At 67.3% G+C, this 22,017-nt stretch carries 24 protein-coding genes; 14 read left to right on the plus strand and 10 right to left on the minus strand.

Features of this window, described 5'->3' with window-relative positions; genetic code table 11:
* Window positions 1–67: 67 nt before the first annotated feature.
* Window positions 68–685, plus strand: a complete 618-nt coding sequence (locus AB4Y35_RS13135) for a TetR/AcrR family transcriptional regulator (RefSeq protein WP_368704711.1) — start codon at window positions 68–70, stop codon at window positions 683–685.
* Between the two features lie 34 nt (window positions 686–719).
* Here the strand turns inward: AB4Y35_RS13135 and AB4Y35_RS13140 are convergent, their stop codons facing one another.
* From AB4Y35_RS13140 to AB4Y35_RS13165, 6 genes are all read right to left on the minus strand, one after another.
* The gene (locus AB4Y35_RS13140) at window positions 720–950 is read right to left on the minus strand and encodes a DUF2795 domain-containing protein (protein ID WP_069265678.1); all 231 of its coding nucleotides are present in this window, start codon (window positions 948–950) and stop codon (window positions 720–722) included.
* A 245-nt stretch (window positions 951–1,195) separates the two neighbouring features.
* Entirely contained in the window at window positions 1,196–1,468 is a 273-nt protein-coding gene (locus tag AB4Y35_RS13145; protein ID WP_368686079.1) for a hypothetical protein, read from the minus strand.
* A 247-nt stretch (window positions 1,469–1,715) separates the two neighbouring features.
* Window positions 1,716–3,074 carry a C45 family autoproteolytic acyltransferase/hydolase gene (locus tag AB4Y35_RS13150; RefSeq protein ID WP_368704712.1) on the minus strand — a complete coding sequence of 453 codons (1,359 nt, stop codon included), beginning with the start codon at window positions 3,072–3,074 and terminating at the stop codon, window positions 1,716–1,718.
* A 149-nt stretch (window positions 3,075–3,223) separates the two neighbouring features.
* On the minus strand, window positions 3,224–4,969 hold the full coding sequence (locus AB4Y35_RS13155) for a ClcB-like voltage-gated chloride channel protein (protein ID WP_368704713.1): 1,746 nt from the start codon (window positions 4,967–4,969) through the stop codon (window positions 3,224–3,226).
* Window positions 4,970–5,117: 148 nt separating this feature from the next.
* Complete coding sequence (locus AB4Y35_RS13160; protein WP_368704714.1) at window positions 5,118–5,852, minus strand: glutathione S-transferase; 735 nt, start codon at window positions 5,850–5,852, stop codon at window positions 5,118–5,120.
* Between the two features lie 246 nt (window positions 5,853–6,098).
* Complete coding sequence (locus AB4Y35_RS13165; protein WP_368686075.1) at window positions 6,099–7,175, minus strand: YeiH family protein; 1,077 nt, start codon at window positions 7,173–7,175, stop codon at window positions 6,099–6,101.
* 145 nt (window positions 7,176–7,320) lie between these two features.
* Between AB4Y35_RS13165 and AB4Y35_RS13170 the strand changes: the two genes are divergently transcribed.
* The 8 genes from AB4Y35_RS13170 (at window position 7,321) to AB4Y35_RS13205 (ending at window position 15,053) form a co-directional block, all read left to right on the plus strand.
* Window positions 7,321–8,241, plus strand: coding sequence for a LysR family transcriptional regulator (locus AB4Y35_RS13170; protein ID WP_368704715.1), 921 nt, complete (start codon window positions 7,321–7,323; stop codon window positions 8,239–8,241).
* 157 nt (window positions 8,242–8,398) lie between these two features.
* Window positions 8,399–9,196, plus strand: coding sequence for a TIM barrel protein (locus AB4Y35_RS13175; RefSeq protein WP_368704716.1), 798 nt, complete (start codon window positions 8,399–8,401; stop codon window positions 9,194–9,196).
* 63 nt (window positions 9,197–9,259) lie between these two features.
* Window positions 9,260–10,228 (plus strand): sugar kinase, encoded by a 969-nt coding sequence (locus AB4Y35_RS13180; protein WP_368704717.1) that lies wholly within the window; start codon window positions 9,260–9,262, stop codon window positions 10,226–10,228.
* Window positions 10,229–10,326: 98 nt separating this feature from the next.
* Complete coding sequence (locus tag AB4Y35_RS13185) at window positions 10,327–11,610, plus strand: MFS transporter (RefSeq protein ID WP_368686071.1); 1,284 nt, start codon at window positions 10,327–10,329, stop codon at window positions 11,608–11,610.
* A 21-nt stretch (window positions 11,611–11,631) separates the two neighbouring features.
* Entirely contained in the window at window positions 11,632–12,597 is a 966-nt protein-coding gene (locus AB4Y35_RS13190) for a 2-hydroxyacid dehydrogenase (protein WP_368704718.1), read from the plus strand.
* Window positions 12,594–13,691: a LacI family DNA-binding transcriptional regulator gene (locus AB4Y35_RS13195; RefSeq protein WP_368704719.1), complete on the plus strand. Its 1,098-nt coding sequence runs from the start codon at window positions 12,594–12,596 to the stop codon at window positions 13,689–13,691. Before AB4Y35_RS13190 ends, AB4Y35_RS13195 begins: the two co-directional genes overlap by 4 nt.
* A gap of 153 nt (window positions 13,692–13,844) precedes the next feature.
* A complete protein-coding gene (locus AB4Y35_RS13200) occupies window positions 13,845–14,654 on the plus strand; it encodes a YhfC family intramembrane metalloprotease (RefSeq protein WP_368704720.1) in 810 nt (269 codons plus the stop codon).
* A gap of 33 nt (window positions 14,655–14,687) precedes the next feature.
* Window positions 14,688–15,053 (plus strand): DUF3022 domain-containing protein, encoded by a 366-nt coding sequence (locus AB4Y35_RS13205; RefSeq protein WP_368617604.1) that lies wholly within the window; start codon window positions 14,688–14,690, stop codon window positions 15,051–15,053.
* A 54-nt stretch (window positions 15,054–15,107) separates the two neighbouring features.
* On the opposite strand, the gene AB4Y35_RS13210 is transcribed toward AB4Y35_RS13205, so the two are convergent.
* Both AB4Y35_RS13210 and AB4Y35_RS13215 read right to left on the minus strand, forming a co-directional pair.
* The gene (locus tag AB4Y35_RS13210; RefSeq protein WP_368704721.1) at window positions 15,108–15,542 is read right to left on the minus strand and encodes a PGDYG domain-containing protein; all 435 of its coding nucleotides are present in this window, start codon (window positions 15,540–15,542) and stop codon (window positions 15,108–15,110) included.
* 158 nt (window positions 15,543–15,700) lie between these two features.
* On the minus strand, window positions 15,701–16,252 hold the full coding sequence (locus tag AB4Y35_RS13215; protein ID WP_368693470.1) for a Spy/CpxP family protein refolding chaperone: 552 nt from the start codon (window positions 16,250–16,252) through the stop codon (window positions 15,701–15,703).
* 226 nt (window positions 16,253–16,478) lie between these two features.
* Here AB4Y35_RS13215 and AB4Y35_RS13220 point away from each other — a divergent pair, with 226 nt between their 5' ends.
* Window positions 16,479–16,943, plus strand: coding sequence for an Lrp/AsnC family transcriptional regulator (locus tag AB4Y35_RS13220; protein ID WP_042265707.1), 465 nt, complete (start codon window positions 16,479–16,481; stop codon window positions 16,941–16,943).
* Window positions 16,944–17,164: 221 nt separating this feature from the next.
* On the plus strand, window positions 17,165–18,268 hold the full coding sequence (locus AB4Y35_RS13225) for a saccharopine dehydrogenase C-terminal domain-containing protein (protein WP_368686065.1): 1,104 nt from the start codon (window positions 17,165–17,167) through the stop codon (window positions 18,266–18,268).
* Between the two features lie 4 nt (window positions 18,269–18,272).
* Here AB4Y35_RS13225 and AB4Y35_RS13230 read toward each other — a convergent pair whose 3' ends face one another.
* Both AB4Y35_RS13230 and cydX read right to left on the minus strand, forming a co-directional pair.
* Window positions 18,273–18,866, minus strand: a complete 594-nt coding sequence (locus AB4Y35_RS13230) for an AAA family ATPase (protein ID WP_368704722.1) — start codon at window positions 18,864–18,866, stop codon at window positions 18,273–18,275.
* On the minus strand, window positions 18,863–19,042 hold the full coding sequence (cydX, locus tag AB4Y35_RS13235; RefSeq protein WP_368704723.1) for a cytochrome bd-I oxidase subunit CydX: 180 nt from the start codon (window positions 19,040–19,042) through the stop codon (window positions 18,863–18,865). Before cydX ends, AB4Y35_RS13230 begins: the two co-directional genes overlap by 4 nt.
* A 141-nt stretch (window positions 19,043–19,183) precedes the next feature.
* Between cydX and AB4Y35_RS13240 the strand changes: the two genes are divergently transcribed.
* The 3 genes from AB4Y35_RS13240 to AB4Y35_RS13250 all read left to right on the plus strand — a co-directional run bounded on the left by AB4Y35_RS13240 (window position 19,184) and on the right by AB4Y35_RS13250 (window position 21,971).
* Entirely contained in the window at window positions 19,184–19,630 is a 447-nt protein-coding gene (locus tag AB4Y35_RS13240) for a hypothetical protein (RefSeq protein ID WP_368704724.1), read from the plus strand.
* Between the two features lie 198 nt (window positions 19,631–19,828).
* Window positions 19,829–20,806: a magnesium/cobalt transporter CorA gene (corA, locus tag AB4Y35_RS13245; protein WP_368704725.1), complete on the plus strand. Its 978-nt coding sequence runs from the start codon at window positions 19,829–19,831 to the stop codon at window positions 20,804–20,806.
* Between the two features lie 202 nt (window positions 20,807–21,008).
* A complete protein-coding gene (locus AB4Y35_RS13250; RefSeq protein WP_368704726.1) occupies window positions 21,009–21,971 on the plus strand; it encodes a sugar ABC transporter substrate-binding protein in 963 nt (320 codons plus the stop codon).
* Window positions 21,972–22,017: the final 46 nt, after the last annotated feature.

A 22,017-nucleotide genomic window follows, 5' to 3' on the forward strand; every position in this document is an offset into this window, starting at 1 on the left:
CTGAATCCGAGGAATGTTTCAGTGCTAGACTCGCGTCCATCCGCGATACATAACGACGCCCCACGCCATGAAGCGCATTCGACTCACCCGCGAACAAAGCCGCGACCAGACGCGCGAGCGCCTGCTCGACGCCGCGCAGGCCATGTTCATGAAAAAAGGGTTCGTGGGCGCGAGCGTCGAGGACATCGCGCATGCGGCGGGGTACACGCGCGGCGCGTTCTACTCGAACTTTTCGGGCAAGTCGGACCTGCTCGTGGAATTGCTGCGGCGCGATCACGAAGCCATGCAGACCGACCTGCGCGCCATCTTCGAGACCGAGGTCTCGCGCGAGCAGATGGAGGCGCGCGTGCTCTCCTACTACAGCCGCATGCCGCAGGACAACAAGGTCTTCCTGCTGTGGGTGGAAGCCCGGCTGCTGGCCGCGCGCGACGCGCGCTTTCGCACGCGCTACAACGCCTTCATGAAGGAAAAACGCGAGAGTCTTGCCGTGTACATCGAGGAATTTGCGGCGCGCGTGGGCATGCCGGTGCCGCTCGATCCTGAATTGCTCGCACTCGGGCTGATGGGGCTGTGCGACGGGGTGCAGTTTCTCGCCACGGCCGATCCGCAGCATGTCACGCCGCCGGTCGTCGAAACCGTGCTGGGGACTTTTTTCGCACGCGTGGTGTTCGGCCGCGACGCGTGAGCCCGGCGTGCACGCAGCCCACGACGCGCGCGCGTCAGGAGCCGAGGCCAGGGCCGTAGTTGCTGCCGATCAGCCGCGTAACCGACGCGACGTCCTGGTAATCCTGCTCGGGCATGCCGTCGAGGATGCCGAGCACCTCGTTGCTGGCGCCGGCCTCGCGCGCGGCGTCCACGAGTTCGTCCTTGTTGGCGGGCCAGCGCACTTCGCGCAGCACGTCGGCGAATTGCAGGTCGATGGGTTCGTCGGGAATGCGAGAGGCTGACATGCGTGGCGTCCTTTGCGCGGGCGGCCGGCGTTGGCGGTCCGCGTCGTCGTCTCGTTTGTTGTGCGGTTTGTTTTTCAGATTTTGTTCGCGCCTGCTTTACATTGCGGCGCGCAGCGCTAGCGCCGCGCCTCAAGCATACACAATCCGCCTCGCACGCCCTCGCGGCGTGCGCACGCGCTGCACATTTGCCGCTCATGCGCCACTTTTCTTTGCCGCTTGTTCGCAAACGGGAGTACCGGCCAGGCTCAGGTCTGCTCGTGCAGGTCCGGGCTTAGCGTCTTGTCCAGCCGATGCGACCTGGGCAGCGTGAGGTACTCCCAGTGTTGCGGACCGTTGGCGGTCACGGGCACGTTGGGGGCGGGGGGCGCCACGGGGGCGTCGTAGGCGTGGGACTGTCCACTTGCGAGCGGAATGTGCGCGCTGGCCTGGGCGACCGGTGAGTCCTGCGCGGTGCGTACCGGAGCGGCGAAGCATGACGCCGACAACAGCACGGTGGTCATCAGTGTCGAGGTTTTCATCGCTCGACCTCCTTTCTCATGCGGCCCATAGGTCGCAGCAAGCGCCGTACCGCATCCGCCAGCGTGGGTGGCGGCGCAGGCAGCCGCGCCGGCCGGGGCGGCCCGGCGCGCCGCTACGCGATGGCGCAACGAGCCGCCTGGGCGGCTCATGTGCGCGAGGCGCATACGGAAATACCATGATGGCAGGAAATGCGCCGACACGTCTCGAACGTGCGTGCTTTTTTGTCGGCGCCGGCGTTACGCGGGATTAAAGCGAGGGCCTGCGCAGCGCCTCGAAGCGCGTCCAGGGCCACGACGGGCGGTCGCGCATATAGCCGTTGAGCCAGTTCCATTGCGGGTGGCGCTGCATGAACGCCTGGGCATCGAACGGGCGGCCGCACGGATGGCCCCAGCGCGCCCAGAACGACAGATCGCGCGCCATTTCGCTGTCGACCACCTTGCCGTCGTTCGCGCCCCATGGATTGAACGGCCCATGGTCGGCGCCGCCGAAGCGCGCGTCGTCGAGTTCGAGATGGCCGCAGATCGTGCGCGAGCATGGGTTGTCGCTGCGCTCGAGGTAGACATCGTGGTGGTCCGCGATCATCGCCTTGGCGAGTTCGGCGTCGATCGCGCCGCGGTGCTCCTGCGCGAGCTGCATGAAGCGCAGGCGGCGCGCACCGTTGCGGCGCACGTCGGTGTAGTCGTCGGCTTCGCCGGTGCATTCCTGGTTGCGGATCTTGAGGTCCGTGGCCGCGTTGAAGCCGCTGTAGAAGCCGTCTTTCGTGCTCTCGAAGCCCGCGTGCTGCAGGCCCAGTTCGTAGCGCGCGATCTCGCCCGTTTTGGTGTCGCCGAGCAGCCAGCTGTTCACGTAGCCCGCGTTGTTCGCCTGCGCGAACATCTCGCACCACTGCGCAATGCTCGACGCATACTGCGTCGCTCGGCGCGAGCGATAGAACTCGGGGGCGCCGTTCGCGCGGTAGCCGATGAAGTTCGAGATGGTCGTCTCAGTCACCATCAGGCCCGCGCCGTTGATCCAGAAGTCGGTGAGGCTCGAGATGCAGCCGGGCAGGCCCTGCATGAGGATGCGGTGCCCTGAGTCGGGCACGATATCGAACACGACGTTGAAGGCGTCGCCGGCCGCGTAGCGGTCCCACGAGTTGTGCGCCATGACGATGCGGCCGTCGCGCGTCGCGCTGCCCGTCGCGATGAAGGCGCTGCAGTGGTGGCCGCGCCGCCCGCGCCAGGGGCGCACCGCGCCTTGCCCATGGGGCGCCTGCTGCGCTGCGACATGAACCGGCCACCAGCTCTGCAGCAGGTCCATGTAGCCGTTCCAGGCGAGCACTTCGGCGAACTTGAGACCGGCGCCGTCGGCGATGCCCTGGATCTCGTCGGCGAACTCGGTGTCGAGGCGCGGCGCGAACTGCACGATCGCGGCGTTGATGAAGGTGTCGAAGTCCTCGCCCGTGTCCCATTTCGCGAGGTAGCGCGCGGTGCGGATCGCGTTGCGGATTTCGTTGGCGAGCAATTTGCCGTGCTGCTCGCCGCGGTCGTAAGGCTCGCCCTGCAAGTGCACGAATATCCAGCCCGCGCGGTCGCGGCGTACGGCTTCGAGTGAGGGTTCGCTCATCTTCGCTCCGGTCATCCCCGCGTCGATTCTCGCTGCCTCCTGCGCGCGCGTCGGTGCGTAGGCGCACAGCGCGGGCCGCGTAGCGCGTTTCCCTCTAGATTCTAGAAAATCCGCTGCGCTTTGCCACGCGCCCCGTGGGCTGGCGAAGCCTACCGCTCCGCGTTCATGCGCTGATACGCGTCGAGCAGCGACGTCTTGTACACCACGCCCGCGAGTCTGGGCTCGCGCGTGCTTTCGACCACGGGCAGGCGCTCGCCCTGAAACGACATGAAGTGCTGCAGGCCGACGGCGAGCGGCATGTCGGGCGTGAGCACGTCGAAGGTCGGCTTCAGATAGTCGCGGGCGTGCCTGTTCGCGGTATCGCGCTTTTGCAGCAGGTCCGAGGTGATGTCGGCCAGCGCGACCGCGCCGAGAAAGCGCCCCGTCTCGTCGGTCACGTAGAGGTACTTGACCGGATATTCGAGGAACACGCGCGTCATCTCCTGCACCGTGGCGCTCTCCAGCACGACAGTCTGCGCGGGGCGCACCAGCTCGCGCATCTGCGTCATGCGCAGGCGCATGCGCTCGGCCTCCTCGCGGTTGCGATGCAGCGTGATTTCGTACATCGACGCCTTGCCGATCGCGCGCGAGACGAAATACGCGACCACGCACGAGAGCATGAGCGGCAGCACCACCTGGTAGCTCAGCGTCATCTCGAAGATCATCAGGATCGCCATCAGCGGCGCCTGGGTCGCGCCCGCGAGAAACGCGCCCATGCCCACCATCGCGTAGGCGTACGAAGCGGAGGTGCCGTCGGGCCAGAGCGCGTGCATGCCCTGGCCGAACAGGCAGCCGAGCACGGCGCCCATGAAGAGCGTCGGCGTGAACACGCCGCCCACGGCGCCCGAGCCGACCGTCGCGGCCGTCGCGATGAGCTTGAAGACGAGCACCGTGGCGAGCGCGGTCCAGGTCCACGGCGAATGGAGGATGGAGTTGACGACGCTATAGCCGTTGCCCCACACCTCGGGCGTCCACACGGAAAGGATGCCGACCACGAGGCCGCCGAGCGCGAGCCGCACGGGCAGCGGCGCGTTGATGCGGCCAAAGCCTTTTTTCGCGGTGGCCATCATCATGAGGAACTGCGGGGCGAGCGCGCCGCACAGGAGGCCGAGCCCCACGAAGAGCAGCACCTCGACGCCCGTCACCGGCGGGAACACGGGCATCTCGTACGGCGGCTTGTAGCCCGCGAACTCGCGCATGGTGATGTTGGCGACCACGGAGGAAACGACGATCGGCCCGAAGCTTTCCATGACGATGGAGCCGAGCACGATTTCGGTCACGAAGAAGGCGCCGGCGATGGGCGCGTTGTACGCCGAGGTGATACCGGCCGCCGCGCCGCACGCGACGAGCAGGCGCAGCCGCGGCGGATCGAAGTGGACCCAGCGGCCGATCAGCGAGGCGGCGAGGGCGGCGAGCTGCACCATCGGGCCTTCACGGCCGATCGAGCCGCCGCTCGCGATCGTGAAGAGCGACGAGAGGCTGCGCCAGATGCTCGTGCCGACGGGCATGACGCCGTCGCCGATCGCCACCGCCTCGATGTAGTCGGCGTGCATTGCCTTGCCGCTGCTGCCAGGCGCCTTGCGCCGCGCGAGCAGCAGCAGGCATCCCGCGATGAAGCCGCCGGCGGCCGGCATCCAGATGCGCCGGTGCCACGGCAGGTGGCGCGCCATCTCGACGAGGCTGCCTTCGCTGCCCGTGAAGAGCATCTGCACATGCGCGATGCCCTCGCGAAAGATCACGGTCGCAAACGCGCCCGCCACGCCGACGATGACCGACCAGATCAGCATCGTATGGGCGTCGGACAGGCGAAAGAGATCGCGGGCGCGGGTGCGCAGTTTCAGCAGGAATGACAGCACGGCGGGCGGGTCAGGTTACGGGTGAAAGAAAGTCGCGCGTGCGCGGGGCGCGACGTGCGGCGGGAAGCATAACGGCTGCGCGGCGACAATTGCGCGCCGCGTGCACGAAACCGGGCGGCGGCGGACGCCTTCCACGGCCCGCGCGCATTCAGCGCACGGCCCGGTCGAGTTCGGGGTAGTGCCGGAAGATGCCCGTGTCGTTGAACGGCAGCCGCCGCTCCGAGTCGAGATAGGCGGCGATATGCGGGCGCTTCGCCACGGCGTCGCGCAGCGCGACGACATGCGGGTAGTGATCCGCGAAATGCTTCGTCGCCTTTGGAAACGCGTAGCGCAAGCCCTCGACGATCTGAAACATCGACAGATCGACATAGCTGAGCGCGTTGCCCACCATGTGGCGCGGGCCGTCCGGATTCTGCGCGAGCACGCGCTCGAAATAGCTCATGAATTTCGGAATGCGATGCGCGATGAAATCCGCCGAGCGCGCCTTCGCGGCATCCTTCTGGTCCTCGTAGTAGAGCCCGCTCGCGATCGGATGATGGGTGTCGTGCGCTTCGGTCACGAGGTCCGCGATCGTCAGCTGCAGGCCGTTCGCAACGATGCGCAAGCCCTCGTCGCGCGGCGCGAGCTTGAGCTTCGGGCCGAGATAGAAAAGGATATTGGCGGTTTGCGGCACGATCAGGTCGCCGTCCTTGAGGAAGGGCGGGGCGTAAGGCGGATACGGCTCGTCGCTCTCCAGTTCGCCCATCATCGCGCCGATGCCGTGGCCGTCCTTCTTCTCGCCGCGCGCCACATCCACGTAGGGCGCCTGCGCTTCTTCCAGCGCGAGCCGCACGAATTCGCCCCGGCCCTGCAGACCGTCCCAGTAATAGAGCTCGTATGCCATCGGTCGTCCCCTTGCGTTCATGGCCGTGCTCGCCACGGCCTGCGCGGCCGCTGCCCATGCAACCGGCAGCAACGCACAGTATCGCTCGCAACGCCCGCGCCTGGTTCGCGCGTGGCGTGCGCGCGCGAGATGGCGCAAGGGCGCCATGCGCAGAAACGCAAAAAGCCCCGCCGCAGGCGGGGCCGGTGGCCGGGAGCACCGGCGCACAGGGGATCGGGTCGGGGCGCGCGGCCCTCGGGCGCCGGGTCATCCGAACAGGCGCTGCACACCCCAGGTGATCGCGAGACCGCCGCCGACCAGCCAGAGGTAGATGATGAAACCGGCGGTCAGCGCCCGCGGGCCGGCCTGGCGGATTTGCGAGACACGCGTCTCGATGCCGAGCGCGGTCATCGCCATGGTGAGCGCGAAGGTGTCGAGCGTGTTGACCGCGTGGGTGGCCGTTTCGGGCAGCACGTGCAGCGAATTGACGATCACGAGCGCGAGGAAGCCGAGCGCGAACCAGGGCACCGCGAGCTTGCGCGCGCCGCCGTGGCTGGCGTGGCCGTCGGCCATTGCCTTGCTGCGCGCCGCGCGGTTGAGCCACACGCCGAGCACGAGCAGCACCGGCACGAGCAGCATCACGCGCGTCATCTTGACGATGGTGGCGATGTGCGTGGCCTCCGGGCTCACGTTGCTCGCCGCGCCCACCACCTGCGCGACCTCGTGAATCGTGCCGCCGAAGAAGAGCCCGGCGCCGAGCGTATCGAGATGCAGCCAGCCTGCGCGGAACAGCACCGGGTAGAGGAACATCGAAAGCGTGCCGAACAGCACCACGCTGCCCACGGCCATGGCGCTCTTGTGCGGCTTCGATTGCAGCGTGGATTCGAAGGCGAGCACGGCCGCTGCGCCGCAGATCGCGCTGCCGGCCGCCGTGAGAATGGCGGTGTCGCGGTCGAGCTTGAGGAGCTTCATGCCGACCCAGGTGCCGATCACGAGCGTGCTCACGACGATCACGACCGATTCGACGAGCCCCGGCACGCCGACCTGGGCGATTTCCTGCAGGCTCACGCGCAGTCCGAAGAACGCCACGGCAATGCGCAGCAGCTTGCGCGCGGAGAAGTTCACGCCGGCGGCCCAGCTTTCGGGCATGCCGTCGCGCAGCGCATTGCCATAGATTGCGCCCGCGACGATGCCGACGATCAGCGGGCTCATGCCGAGCCCGGCGATGGCGGGCAGCGACGCGACGCTGGTGACGGCGGCGGCGAACAGCGCGACGAACAGGACGCCGTTGAGCTGCCCGCGGGTGGACGGCGATGATGCGTGCGCAAGACTGGGTGTAGACATGACGGCCTCTCTACCGGGCGATCCGGTCGAAAAATGGGGTAGCGAACAGGGCGCTATCGAATGGCCTAATCCTAATTTAGATATATCGATATGAAAAATCGTGATTTGTGAAGTAATATATAGGTCAACACGATGGTTTTCCACGATGACCCCGGAACAACTGATAACTTTCGCTGCCGTCGCCGAGCATCTCAATATCAGTCGAGCTGCGCTGGCACTGCATTTGTCGCAACCGGCCGTCTCGGGCCAGTTGCGACTGCTGCAGGAGGAGATCGGCGAGCCGCTCTATCAGCGGGACGGCCGGGGGGTGCGCCTCACGCCCACGGGCGAGCAGCTCGCGGGCTACGCAGCGCGCCTGCGCGACACCTGGCGCGACGCCCTCAGCTACCGCGACGCGTTGCGCGGCCTCGAGCGCGGCACGCTGCGCATCGGCGCGACCACCACGCCCGCGAGCTACCGCCTGCCGTATCTGGTGGCGCAGTTCCACGGCCGCTATCCGCAGGTCAAGCTCGAAACGTCGAGCGGAAATTCGACGGACGTCGTGGGCATGCTCGGCGCGGTCGATATCGCGCTGATCGAGGGCCCAGTGGGCGAGCAGTTGCCGCCGGATACCGCCGTGCATGCCTGGCACGAGGACGAGATCGTCGCGATCGTGCCGCGCTCGCACGCGCTGGCGTTGCAGCTCGACGCGCAAGGGGAGGCGGCCGCTCCGATGCCGGCCATCACGGTGGAAGCGCTCGCGCAGTGGCCGCTGGTCCTGCGCGAGGATGGCTCGGGCGTGCGCCAGGTGGTCGAGCGCGCGTTCGCTCGCGCCGGCGTGCCCATGCGGGTGGCGCTGGAGATCGCCGGCGTGGAGGGCGTGAAGGAGGCGGTGCGGGCGGGCATGGGCATCGGCTTCGTCTCGGCGATGTCGATGCGTCACGAGAACGGCGCCTTGCGGCAGATCCGCCTTGGGCCCGAACCGCTTGCGCGGCGCTTCTCGATCCTGGTGCCGCACGCGGGCGCGGCTTCGCGCGTTGCGCAGCGCTTCCTGGAACTGTGTCTCGCCGATGTTCCGGGCCTCTGATCCCTCTGACCCAGGGCAATCCAGAATGGCGGCCTGAGCGGCTAACGCGCACTATCCGCCCTAATCAACCGGCGCGCAGGCGCTTTTTTTCGGGCTGGATTTGGAACCGGTTCCAAGAAAAGCGAAGTGCGCGACGGCAGGCAACGGGAAGACGGCAATGGCGGAAGTAGCAATCGTGGCGAGCGCGTTCGGCGCGCAGGCAATCTGGCGTGACGGTCACGCGGCGTGGAGCCGGCCGGCGCGGCGCGCGGGCGCGCAGGCGTTCGAGGTGCGGCGCGAGCTGATGAGCGATGCCGACGCGCAGCCCGAAGCGCTGCGCGCGCTCGGAACGGCGCTTGCGGACGAGGGTTTGTGGCGCGTCTGGTCCACGCCGGACGCGCTCTATGGTGAGGATGGCGCGCTCGACGAGGCGGCGCTTGGCGCCGCGGTCGCCGCGGGACGGGCGCTCGGTGCGCGTTTCGCGAAGCTGCAACTGGGCGGTTTCGCAGGCGACGCCAGCGCGGCGCGCCTCGCGAGCCTGCTCGAAGCACTGGGCGCACGTACTGGCGACACCGCTGACGCGCGCAACGGCCCGCGCGTCGTCGTCGAGAACGGCCAGCTCGAGCAGGGCGGCAAGCTCGACCAGTTCATCGGCCTCTTCAACGCGCTGCGCGACGGCGGCGCACCGGGCGTGATCGGCATGACCTTCGACATCGGCAACTGGCAATGGCCGGGCGAGCCGCCGCTGCTCGCCGCCGCCGCGCTCGCGCCGTACGTCGAATACATCCATTGCAAGGCCGTGGCGGGCGAGGGCGCACGCCGCTTCGCCGCCGCGCCGGACGACGACGACACGCTGTGCCGCGCCGCGCTCGCGCTGCTGCCGACCCACGTGCCGCGCGGCATCGAATTTCCGTTCGATCCGGCGCGCGTGCACGACGCCGCCGCGCACTACGTCGAGTGGCTCGCGGCCGCCTGAGCGCCGCGTGAAGCCGCGAAGCCGGGCTTCAGGCTCCCATACGATTCATCAGGAACGCATCTCATGACCGAAGCACTCGATGTCATCACCTACGGCGAAGCAATGGCGATGTTCGTCGCCACGGAGCCGGGTCCGCTCGCCCAGGTCGCGCATTTCACGAAACGCGCGGCGGGTGCGGAGCTCAATGTCGCGACCGGCCTCGCGCGCCTCGGTTTCAAGGTGGGCTGGATGAGCCGCGTGGGCGCCGATTCGTTCGGCCAGTTCGTGCGCGACGTGCTCGCACATGAAGGCATCGACGCGCGCTGCGTGAGCACCGACACGCGCTTTCCGACCGGCTTCCAGCTCAAGTCGAAGAACGACGACGGCAGCGATCCCGCGGTCGAGTATTTCCGCCGCGGCTCGGCGGCGAGCAAGCTTTCGGCTTGCGACTATCAGGCCGACTATGTGCTCGGCGCGCGCCATCTGCACCTGAGCGGCGTGGCGCCCGCCATCTCTTCCTCGTCGCGCGAACTGGCGTTCAAGCTGGCCCACGAGATGCGCGCCGCGGGCCGCACGATCTCGTTCGACCCAAATCTGCGCCCGACGCTCTGGGGCTCGCAAGCCGAAATGGTGGGCACGCTAAACGAACTCGCGAGCTTCGCCGACTGGGTGCTGCCCGGCGTCGGTGAAGGCCGCGTGCTGACGGGCTCGGACGACCCGGAAGCCATCGCGCAGTTCTATCTTGCGCGCGGCGCGCGCGGTGTGATCGTGAAGCTCGGCGCAGAGGGCGCGTACTACGCCACGGCCGAAGGCGAACAGGGCCGCGTCGCGGCGCAGCGCGTGGAGCGCGTGGTCGATACCGTGGGTGCCGGCGACGGCTTCGCGGTGGGCGTGGTGAGCGCGCTGCTCGAAGGGCGGCCGCTCGCTGCGGCCGTCGCTCGCGGCAACCGCATCGGCGCGCTGGCCGTCCAGGTGATCGGCGACTCGGAAGGGTTGCCCACGCGCGCGCAGCTCGATGCGCTCGAAGCGGCGCAAACGCAGGCAGCCGCATAGCGGAACAGGCGGCGCAACGCCAAGTGCGGCGCGCCAAACGACATGAGACCAGAGGGCGGCACTGTCAGGTACCGAGCCCCATGCAACTGGAGACACCGATGACCTCAACCTCGCTCGCACCGCGCCGCTGGTGGGCAATCATGCCGATCGTGTTCATCACGTACAGCCTCGCCTATCTCGACCGCGCCAACTACGGCTTCGCCTCGGCGGCCGGCATCAACCGCGATCTCGGCATCAGCCCGGGGCTTTCGTCGCTGATCGGCGCGCTGTTCTTCCTCGGCTACTTCTTCTTCCAGCTGCCGGGCGCAGTGTATGCGGAGCGCCGCAGCGTGCGCACGCTCGTGTTCGCGAGCCTCGTGCTGTGGGGCGGCTGCGCCGCGCTCACGGGCGTCGTCACGAACATTCCGTCGCTGATGGCGATCCGTTTCGTGCTCGGCGTGGTCGAGGCGGCCGTGATGCCGGCCATGCTCATTTTCATCAGCAACTGGTTCACGAAGAAGGAGCGCTCGCGCGCCAACACGTTCCTGATCCTCGGCAATCCGGTCACGGTGCTGTGGATGTCGGTCGTCTCGGGCTATCTCGTACATGCCTTCGGCTGGCGCCACATGTTCATCGCCGAGGGCGTGCCGGCTGTCGTGTGGGCCGTGTGCTGGTGGCTGCTCGTGCGCGACAAGCCCGCGCAGGTCGACTGGCTCTCCGACGACGAAAAGCGCGCGCTCGACGCTGCGATGCGCGCCGAGCAGGCCGCCATCAAGCCGGTGCGCAACTATGCCGAGGCGTTCCGCACGCCTGCCGTGATGCTGCTCTCGGCGCAGTACTTCTGCTGGAGCATCGGCGTGTACGGTTTCGTGCTGTGGCTGCCCTCGATCGTGAAGAACGGCTCGGCGCTCGGCATGGTCGAAACGGGCTGGCTTTCCGCCGTGCCGTATCTCGCGGCGACCATCGCGATGCTCGCCGCTTCGTGGGCGTCGGACAAGCTCGACAATCGCCGCGCCTTCGTGTGGCCGTTCCTGCTGGTCGGCGCGCTGGCCTTCGCGCTCTCCTACGCACTCGGCTCGACGCACTTCTGGATCTCCTACGCGCTGCTCGTGGTGGCGGGCGCGGCGATGTACGCGCCGTATGGCCCGTTCTTCGCGATCGTGCCGGAACTGCTGCCGAAGAACGTGGCCGGCGGCGCGATGGCGCTGATCAACAGCATGGGCGCGCTCGGCTCGTTCGTCGGCTCCTATGTGGTCGGGTATCTGAATGGCGCGACGGGCTCGCCTGCGGCATCCTATGCGTTCATGAGCGCGGCGCTGCTCGTTTCGGTGGGCCTCACGCTCGCCGTCAAGCCGCAGCGCGCCGCCGCCCGTGCTTATGCATCGCCGGCTCACGGAAAATAACCTCTCTTTTCTAGCGCACCTATGAAGCCGAAAATCGTTGTCTACAAAGCCTTGCCCGCCGATGTCGCCGACTATCTGCGCGAGCACGCCGACATCATCGACGTCGATGCCGACCAGCCCGGCGCACTCGCCGCCGCGCTAAAGGACGCCGACGGCGCGATCGGCGCGAGCGTGAAGATCACACCGGCGCTGCTGGACGGTTCGCGCGTGAGGGCGCTCTCCACGATCTCCGTGGGCTACGACCAGTTCGACGTGGCCGATCTCACGAAGCGCGGCATCGTGCTCGCCCACACGCCCGATGTGCTGACCGAATCGACGGCCGACACCGTCTTCTCGCTGATCCTCGCAAGCGCGCGCCGCGTCGTCGAGCTGGCCGACTGGGTCAAGGCGGGCCACTGGAAGGGCAGCATCGGCCCGGCGCAATTCGGCGTGGACGTGCAGGGCAAGACGCTCGGCATCGTCGGGCTCGGGCGCATCGGCGGCGCCGTGGCGCGCCGTGCCGCGCTCGGCTTCAACATGAAGGTGCTGTACACGAACCGCAGTCCGAACGAAGCGGCCGAACGCAACTACGGCGCACGCCGTGTCGAACTCGACGAACTGCTCGCCAGCGCGGACTTCGTGTGCCTCCAGGTGCCGCTCACCGACGCCACGCGCCATCTGATCGGCGCGGAGCAGTTGAAGAAGATGAAGAAGGGCGCGATTCTCATCAACGCCTCGCGCGGCGCGACCGTTGACGAAAACGCGCTGATCGCGGCGCTCGAAGCGGGCACGATCCACGGCGCGGGCCTCGACGTGTTCGAGCGCGAGCCGATCGATCCTGCGTCGCCGCTGCTGCGCATGCCGAACGTGGTGGCGCTGCCGCACATCGGCTCGGCCACCCACGAGACGCGTCACGCGATGGCGCGCTGCGCGGCGGAGAACCTCGTCGCGGCGCTCGCCGGCACGCTTAACGTGAACGTCGTCAACCGCGACGTGCTCGCGCGATGAGCATGGCTGCGGGCGACGCGGATCGCGAGCATGACGTCGCTGCGGCGGAAAAGGGCGCCGCGGCCACGGCGCCGCGCCGCGCGACCATCAGCGACGTGGCGCGTGAAGCCGGCACCGGCAAGACCAGCATCTCGCGCTATCTGAACGGCGAGCTGGGCGTGCTTTCGCCCGATCTGCGTGCGCGCATCGAAGCGGCGATCGAGCGGCTCGACTATCGCCCCAACCAGATGGCGCGCGGGCTCAAGCGCGGCCGCAACCGTCTGCTAGGCCTGCTGATCGCCGATCTCGCCAATCCCTATTCGGTGGAGATTCTGCAGGGCGTGGAGGAGGCGTGCCACGCGCTCGGCTACATGCCGCTCATCTGCCACGCGGCGAACGAGATCGACATGGAGCGGCGCTACCTGCAACTACTCACCACGTATCGCGTGGAAGGCGTGATCGTCAACGCACTCGGCGTGCGCGAATCGATGTTGAAACCCGTGGGCAGCGGCGGCATTCCGGCCGTGCTGATCGATCGTACCGTCGACGGCCTCGATGCGGACATGGTCGGCCTCGACAACGCGGCGGCCGTGCGTCTCGGCACCGAGCATCTGCTTGCGCGCGGCTACGACGACATCGTGTTCGTCGTGCAGCCGTTCGAGCAGGTGAGTTCGCGGCGCGAGCGCGAAGCGGCGTTTCGCGAGTCGATGCAGACGACGAAGGGCGCGGCGCGCGGCCTCACGCACGTGCTCGATCTCCACGACGAAGCCGCCGTGCAAACCGCGCTCGCGGCGCTCGACACTCACGTGGCCCACGCGCTCGAGCGCGGTGCGCGGTGCGCGCTGTTCGCGGCCAATGCGCCGGTGGCGCTGCGCCTCGCCTTGCATCTGAAGGCGGCCCTCGGCGCGCAGTGGCAGCAGCGCGTGGCGCTCGCCGCCATCGACGATCCGGAGTGGGCCGAGCTTGCCGGCATTACGACGATCCGCCAGCCGACGCGCGAGATCGGCTATCGCGCGGTGGAGTTTCTGCACGAGCGCATCGAAGGCGCGGCGCCCAAGGCACGCGCGGCGGCGTTCGAGGGCGAACTGGTGGTGAGGGCTTCGACGCAGGGGTGACGACGGCGCGATTGGGTGAGGGCTTCGACGCAGGGGTGACGACGGCGCGATTGCGGGCCCCTCGCGCAGCCTGGGCTGCGCGCAGGCGCCGATATCTGCGATCATTCGGGCTGCGGCGCGCGTGCGTGCGTGCCGAACGTCATAAGGAAGCCCATGTCCGTAGCTCCGATCACGCTCGTCTGCCTTTCGCTCGCGACGCTGTTCGTCGCCGCCTTGCCCGTATCGCTGTATCGCCGGCTGCGTGTGCCGTTCGCGCTCGACTGGCGCGATACGATCACGGGCGTCGCCATCTTCGCGTTGTTCGCGACTGTGATCGAGCGCGCCGTCAACGACTACATGCTGCACGGCAACGCCGCCGTCGCGCAGGTGCTTTCGAACCCCGTGTTCTTCGTGCTGTACGGGGCGCTCGCCGCGGGCGTGTGCGAGGAGGTCGGGCGCTATATCGCCATGCGCGTCATCGCGCGCCGCGGCGCGGGCAAGCCCAACGCGCCCGCTGACGGCGCGGCGTTCGGCTACGGCATTGGCCATGCGGGTGCGGAGGCGTGGTTCGTCGGTGTGCTCGTGCAGCTGCAATGGATCGTGTTCGCGGTGCTCGCGAATCGCGGCGATCTCGACGAGCATCTGTCCAATCTCACGATGGACTCGGTCTTGCGCGTCCATCTGATTCTCGCTAGCCTTTCGCCGCTGTTCGCGGGCGTGTTCGCGCTCGAGCGCACGGCCGCGTTCGTGTTCCAGATCGGCTTGTCGGTGCTGATGTGGCGCGGCGTGCGCGCGGGATGGAAGGGGATTTTGCCGCTCGCGATCCTCGTGCACGCGCTCATCGACGTGCCTGCCGCGATGTACCAGGCGCGTCTCGTGCCGCTCGTGGCCGTGGACAGTTTGTATGTGGTGGCGGCCGTGGTGGTCGCCGTCGTGCTTTTCAGGACGTGCCGCCCGCAGCGGCGCGTCGCACGCGCGGCGTGAGTGCGCGCGTCTTACTTCTTTTTTCTGGCGTCAATGGAAGCCTATCTGTTTGAATGCGCGAGCCCCGAATTCGACGAGCTCGCCCGCGTGATCGCCGACATCTTTCCCGAGCAGACGCGCTTTGCCGAAGAGCCGAATGAAAACGGCGTGCCGCAACTGGTCGTGCACTGGGTGGCGATGCGCTTCGGCTCGAAGGCGCGCCGCATGGTGCTCACGGTGGCAATCGCGCCCGCCGCGCTCGCGCGCTATCGCGCCTTGCCGCCGCGGCTGCGCGGTCGCAGCTTCGCGGTGTTGCGCGCCTATGTGGAGGCGACGATCGAATCGCTCGAGGAACAGCACGCGAAGGGCGAAGACGTGCCGCGCGAGGTGACGATCGCGCTGGACGAAGAGTTTGCGTAAAGCGCTTGCTCGAAGCGACGGGCGCGGCGCGCCCGCTCGGCATTGCGCTGGGACTTAGTCGGCGAGCTTGTAGACCCTGGCGAAACGTGCGGCCTGCACGACGCCATAGTCGCCGGGCGCGTACTGCATGACCCAGTCGCCGGCCACGCCGCTGAGCCGGTCGCCGCCGGCCGAACGCACGAGCGTAAACGGCTCGTCCATGCGCCTTGCGAGCACCACGACCTGGTGGTTGCGATACGCGCCTGCATCGCCGTGGGCAAGGGTGTCGCTCGCCGGCAGGTACTTCGCATCGAACCGGTCGCGCGAGACGACCCAGCGATCGCCGGTCGAACCGGTGATGATCGCGTCGCCGGGCGCGTAGCGGTTCGGGCCTTCGAGGCTCATCAGCTCGCCGGCTACGGCTGCGAACTCGACGCTCACGGTCTCGTCCTTGACGACGCGCTGTGCGGCGGGGTCGACACGCAGGTCGAGTTGGGTCAGTTCAATCATGGCGGCAGCAGCGGACGGCTTCACAAAAAACGGCTTTCGAAGAAGCGACGGCCGGGCAGTTTCGCCCGGCCGTCGCGCGGTCCGCAAGGGTACCCTGGATCGGGCCGTCGCGCACGCATGGGAGCGCGACCCGATTCGCGGGTGCGCCTTCCTCCGTCTTACTGCGCGGCCGGCGTGCTGGCCGCTTCGGTGTCGCTGGCTGCGGCGCCTGCGGACGGCTTCGCCTTGCCCTTGTGCTTCGGATGCCCCGGCTTGCCCGACGGGCCGTGCTCATTGCCGTGGCGGAAGGCCTGATCGGCGAGCTTCTTCTGTTCCGGCGAGAGGCTCGTGTAGAGCGGCTCGAACGCCGAGACGAGCTTCTGCATGTCGTCCGCGTGCGCCTGGGCGATCTGCGCGTACTGCTTCATGTCGTCGAGCGCGTTGCGCGAGCTTTCGCTCTCCGCACGCTGCTTGAAGAGATTCGACATGGTCTCGCCGTTGCTGCGCATGGTGTCGGCGAACGTCTTCCATTGCGGCTCTTGCTCGGGCGTGATCTTGAGCTGCGTGTGCAGCCACGTGATGCGCTCCTCGACGCGCTGCTGATGCTGCGCGGCGCGCACGTCGGCGCTCGACGCGGCCGCGGCGGTTGCCGAGGCGGCCGGCGCGGCGCTTTGCGCGAACGCTCCGCTCATCGAGAGCGAGGCGGCAAGGATGACGAAAGCTTTCTTCATTGTGACTCCTTGAATCATTTCGTAGCGGGTAGCATGGCCAGAATGGCTGCAGCCGTTATTAGTACCACGTTCTCGCTTCATGACGCCCCGGCTGCGACACTTGCTTACAAACGAAACGCGTGGAAATACCCGTCGGGCATGACTTGCGCGACGCGAGCGCCGCCCGGCGTGCTCACCCGCGCGCGATAATGACGCCGTTCAGACTTCCCATCCAGACCGCCCCCCGATGAGACCTCCGCGCCTCGATCAACTCGACGACCTCGACCGCAGCCTCGTCGCGCTGCTGCAGGAAAACGCGCGCGAAAGCGTCGCGAATCTCGCACGGCGCCTGGGCGTCGCGCGCACCACGGTGCTGGCGCGCATCGAGCGGCTCGAACGCACCCAGGTGATCGCCGGCTACGGCGTGCGCCTCGGCCAGGACGTGCTCGACGCGAGCCTGCAGGCGTGGGTCGGGCTCATCATCGCGCCACGCCATGGGCCCGATGTGCAAAAGCGCCTCGGCAAGATGCCCGAAGTGCAGTTGCTGTGCGCGGTGAGCGGCGAGTACGACTACGTGGCGTGGCTGCGCGCCGATTCGCCCGACCGCCTCAACGACCTGCTCGACCAGATCGGCGGCATACCCGGCGTGGAGCGCACGACCACGTCGATCGTGCTCGCGCGCAAGGTCGATCGCGGCTCGGTAACGGGCTGAAACGCGGGCCGAGCCGCGGGCCGAAACGTGGACCGGACGGCGAGGTATTCGCCGTCGAAAATGAATGATTTCGTCATTTCGACGAAACCGGTCGTCATAATGACGAAAAACGCGGTCGAAACGCATCGTTTTGCGTCTATGAACCGTATTTGTCTCTCCCTAGACTGTGTTTGAGCGGGCGCTGCCCATCCCCAAGCATAGAAAACCAAAGGAGATGACCCATGAAAGTTGCGATTGCAGGCGCCGGCCTGATCGGCCACACCATTGCCCACATGCTGCGCGAGAGCGGCGACTACGAAGTCGCGGCGTTCGACCGTGATGCGAAGGCGCTCGAGCCGCTTGCGGCGCAGGGCATCCCCACCGCGCGCGTCGATTCCGGCGACGCGGCCGCGCTGCGCGGCGCGCTGGATGGCTACGACGTGCTCATCAATGCGCTGCCGTATTACCTCGCGGTGAACGTCGCCTCGGCGGCGAAGGGCGCGGGCGTCCATTACTTCGACCTCACCGAGGACGTGCGCGCGACCCACGCGATCCGCGCACTGGCCGACGGCGCCGATCATGTCTTCATGCCGCAATGTGGTCTCGCGCCCGGCTTCATCGGCATTGCGGCGCATGCGCTCGCGAGCCGCTTCACCGAGATCCGCGACGTCAAGATGCGCGTGGGCGCGCTGCCGCAGTTCCCCACCAACGCGCTCAAGTACAACCTCACGTGGAGCGTGGACGGTCTCATCAACGAGTATTGCCAGCCGTGCGAAGCGATCCGCGAAGGCCGCACGCAGTGGGTGCAGCCGCTCGAAGGTCTCGAGCATTTCTCGCTCGACGGCGTGGAGTACGAGGCCTTCAACACCTCGGGCGGCCTGGGCACGCTCTGCGAGACGCTTTCCGGCAAGGTCGAGTCGCTCGACTACAAGTCGGTGCGCTATCCGGGTCATCGCGCGCTCATGCAGTTCCTGCTCGAAGACCTGCGCCTTTCCAGCGACCGCGACACGCTCAAGTCCATCATGCGCCGCTCGGTGCCCGCCACGGAGCAGGACGTCGTGCTCATCTTCATGACGGTGACCGGCATGCGCGACGGCAAGCTCGTGCAGGAAGTGTTCACGCGCAAGATCTTCGCGAAGACGGTGTGCGGCGTGCCCATGAGCGCGATCCAGATCACCACGGCCGGCGCCATGTGCGCGGTGCTCGACCTGTTCCGCGAAAAGCGTCTGCCGCAAGCCGGGTTCGTGCGTCAGGAGCAGGTGTCGCTCCAGCAGTTCCTCGCGAACCGCTTCGGTCAGGTGTACGAAGGCGCGACGCTCGACAGCCGCGCAAAGGTGGCGGCCTGAAATCTCAGGTCGATGCCGTTGCCGACACGATGCGCTCAAGCAAGGCGTCGTAGTCGGCCGCGGCGGGCGCGCTGTTGTCGAAGAGCAGCAGGCCGTCGAGTTGCGCACCCGTCGGCATGAAGCGCCGCTGCCGGTATTCGTCCCAGTGAGCGAGTTTGTAGGCGTCGATCGGATGGGCGCGCGCGACGATGCGCGCGTGCGCCGTTTCCTCGCTCGTATGCACCCACACCACGGTGAGCCCCACCTCCTGATCGACGCCGAGCCACGCGCGGTCGAACAGCTTGCGCTCGCGCACTTCGCGCGATAGCGGGCCGACCACGAGCGCGCTCACGCCAAGCTCGAGGTTTTCGCGGGCGGTGTCGATGAGGCCCCGGTACTCGGGTTCGCGAAAATGCTGCAGGAAGAGTGGGCTGTCGCGATCGTTCGGGTCGTGCGTGAGCGCGCCCATTGCGGCGGCGCTATAGCTGCCGTAGAGCGTGTCCTTGTCGAGCAGGCAGAACGGCTCGCCGGTCTCGCGGGCGAGCGGGGCGAACAGGCGTTTGGCGAGCGACGTCTTGCCGGCGCCGGCGTGGCCGCAGAAGAACACCAGTCTCGTCACGGGCGGCGTGCCTCGCCATGTGGTGTGCCGGCGCCTGCCGAAGGGACGTTATCCGGGCCGGTCTGCTCCGGTCCGTGTCCGTTCAGGAATTTGCCGTTGGCGTCGAGCCACATCACGTTGATGATGCCAAAGCCGAGCGCAACGCCGATGCCGAGGATCCACGCGAAGTACCACATGGCCGTTGCCTCCTCTTGATGCCGGTTGCGAGCGCTGCCGCGCATTCCCCACAGCATATAACAACGATGATCGGTCTGGCGCCCGTACGGATATGATGGGCGCGAACCAGCAGCCAGAGGTCAGAAGAGGGGAATGCGCCCATGCCGTCCTTGCCGTCGCGCAGGTCGATTGCGAGTCTCGCCGCCGCCGTCACGGTGGTCGCCGCGTTCGCACTCGGCGGCTGTGCCGAGGAGCAGCCGCAGCCCATGCCGTTCAAGCCCGTGCCGGCCGAACGCATCCTGAAGCCTGGCTACACCGCACCGGGCGAGGGCCTCGTGGCCGTGGACGTGCGCCGCGAGCGCACCCGCAACGTCATCGTCAAATTCCGGGACGCGCCCGTCTACCTCGACGGCGAGCCCGTGACCGACCTCATGGACGGCGAGCACGTCACGTTCTACCTCACGCCGGGCGTGCACCGCATCGCCGTGACGACCCAGTTCGATCCCGTGATCGAATTGCGCTTTCTCGTGGATCCGCGCTACACCAACCGCGCGAGCGTCACCTTCGACAAGGATCACCACGTCGGCATCCGCCGCGTCGCGCAGTAGGCCAGCCGCCAGTTCGCCACGACCGTTGCGCGGCGGGCACGGGCAGTGCTCCCAAGCGCCAGTCAGGCCCCGTCAGGCGGGCGCGCGCCGCTCGGGCACTCCGTCCAGACGCCGCCGGTCGACGGAACCCCTTAAACTTGGCAACCGGTGCAATTCGAAGCGGCGCGGCCGCGGCCCGCCGCCGGGAAGAAGAGGAACATGCTAATCAACTGCGTCGCGTATCAAGGCGGCAAGAAACTGGCCGACGTCACGGTCGAAGCCATCAGCGACTATCTGGCGAAGCCCGAGTGCTTCGTCTGGGTCGCGCTCAAGGAGCCCGACGCCGGCGAAATGGCGGCGATGAAGGAGGAGTTCGGCCTGCACGAGCTCGCCATCGAAGACGTGATGAACGGCAACCAGCGGCCGAAGATCGAGGAATACGGCGACACGGTCTTCAGCGTGCTCCATACGCTCGAACTCGACGACGACGGCGAAGTCATCATAGGCCAGGTGAACGTATTCGCCGGCCCCAATTTCGTGCTCTCCGTGCGCCACCGCGCGCAGCAGGGTTTCACCGACGTTCGCGCGCGCTGCGAGCGTGAGCCCGAATTGCTGCGCGAAGGCTCCGGGTTCGTGCTCTACGCGCTGATGGACAGCGTGGTCGACCGCTACGCGCCTGTGCTCGAAACGCTCTCCAGCGAGATCGAGGAACTGGAGGACCGCATCTTCGACAAGCACGACCTCGCGGGCTCGCGCGCGATCATCGAGGATCTCTATTCGCTCAAGCGCCGTCTCGTGATCCTCGCGCATCACGTCACGCCGCTCGTGGATGCCGTCGGCAAGCTCGTGGGCGGGCGCATTCCGCAGATCTGCGTGGGCATGCAGGCGTACTACCGCGACGTGTACGACCATCTCGTGCGCGTGTCCAACATGATCGACGCACGCCGCGAAATGATCGTCACGGCCATCCAGGTGAACCTCGGCATGATCTCGCTCGCGGAGAACGAGGTGACCAAGCGGCTCGGTTCGTTTGCCGCGCTGTTTGCCGTGCCGACGATGATCGCGGGTATCTACGGCATGAACTTCGAGCATATTCCGGAGCTGCATTTCAGGTTTGGCTACCAGATCTGCCTCGCGGCCATGCTCGTGCTCGATATCTTCCTGTTTTTCCTGTTTCGTCGTATCAACTGGCTCTGAAGCGGGCTCTGAGGCGGGCTAAGAGACGGGCTAAGAGACGGGGCGGGCGTTGTTGCGCCGCCGCATGGCCGCCAGCGACGCCAGTGACAGAGCGAAGTTGACATCGTTCAGCGCCTGCGCCGAGAATGGGCCGGCAGAAAACGTTTGCGCATAACCAGAAAGCAGGGCCCAGCCGGGCCCGACAAACCGGAGACTTCCAGACATGAACTCCCGCATTCGCCGCCGCATCCTCCTCGCCGCCAGCGCGCTCGCCACGACCGCCGTAACAGGCGCCTTGCCGCTCGCGGCCCGCGCGCAGACGCCTCACAAGCCGAAGGTCGCGCTCGTCATGAAGTCGCTCGCCAACGAGTTCTTCCTCACCATGGAGACCGGCGCGAAGGACTATCAGAAGCACAACGCCGACCAGTTCGATCTCATCACCAACGGCATCAAGAACGAGACCGACACGGCCGCGCAAATCCAGATCGTCGAGCAGATGATCGTCTCGAAGGTCGACGCCATCGTGCTCGCGCCCGCCGACTCCAAGGCGCTCGTGCCCGTCGTGAAGAAGGCGGTGGACGCGGGCATCATCGTCGTGAACATCGACAACAAGCTCGACGCCGACGTGCTCAAGTCCAAGGACCTGAACGTGCCGTTCGTCGGCCCGGACAACCGCAAGGGCGCCCGCCTCGTGGGCGACTACCTGGCCAGGCGCCTGAAGTCGGGCGACCCGGTGGGCATCGTCGAGGGCGTCTCCACCACAACCAACGCGCAGCAGCGTACCGCGGGCTTCAAGGACGCGATGGACGCCGTGGGCGCGAAGATCGTCTCGACGCAGTCGGGCGAATGGGAGATCGACAAGGGCAACGCCGTCGCCTCCGCCATGCTCAATGAGTACCCGGACATCAAGGCGCTCTTGTGCGGCAACGACAACATGGCGATCGGCGCCGTGTCGGCGGTGCGCGCGGCGGGCAAGCAGGGCAAGGTGTACGTGGTGGGCTACGACAACATCGCTGCCATCAAGCCCATGCTGAAGGACGGCCGCGTGCTCGCCACCGCCGACCAGTTCGCGGCGAAACAGGCCGTATTCGGCATCGACACGGCCTTGAAGGCGCTCAAGGAGCACAAGAAGCAATCGGAGCTGTCGGGCATCGTCGAAACGCCCGTGGTGCTCGTCACGAAGTAGAGCGCTGCCGGCAGGCGCCACGCCGTGGCGCGGCGGTATTTGCGTG

The sequence above is a fragment of the Paraburkholderia sp. EG286A genome (assembly GCF_040965375.1).
Classification (GTDB): Bacteria; Pseudomonadota; Gammaproteobacteria; order Burkholderiales; family Burkholderiaceae; genus Paraburkholderia.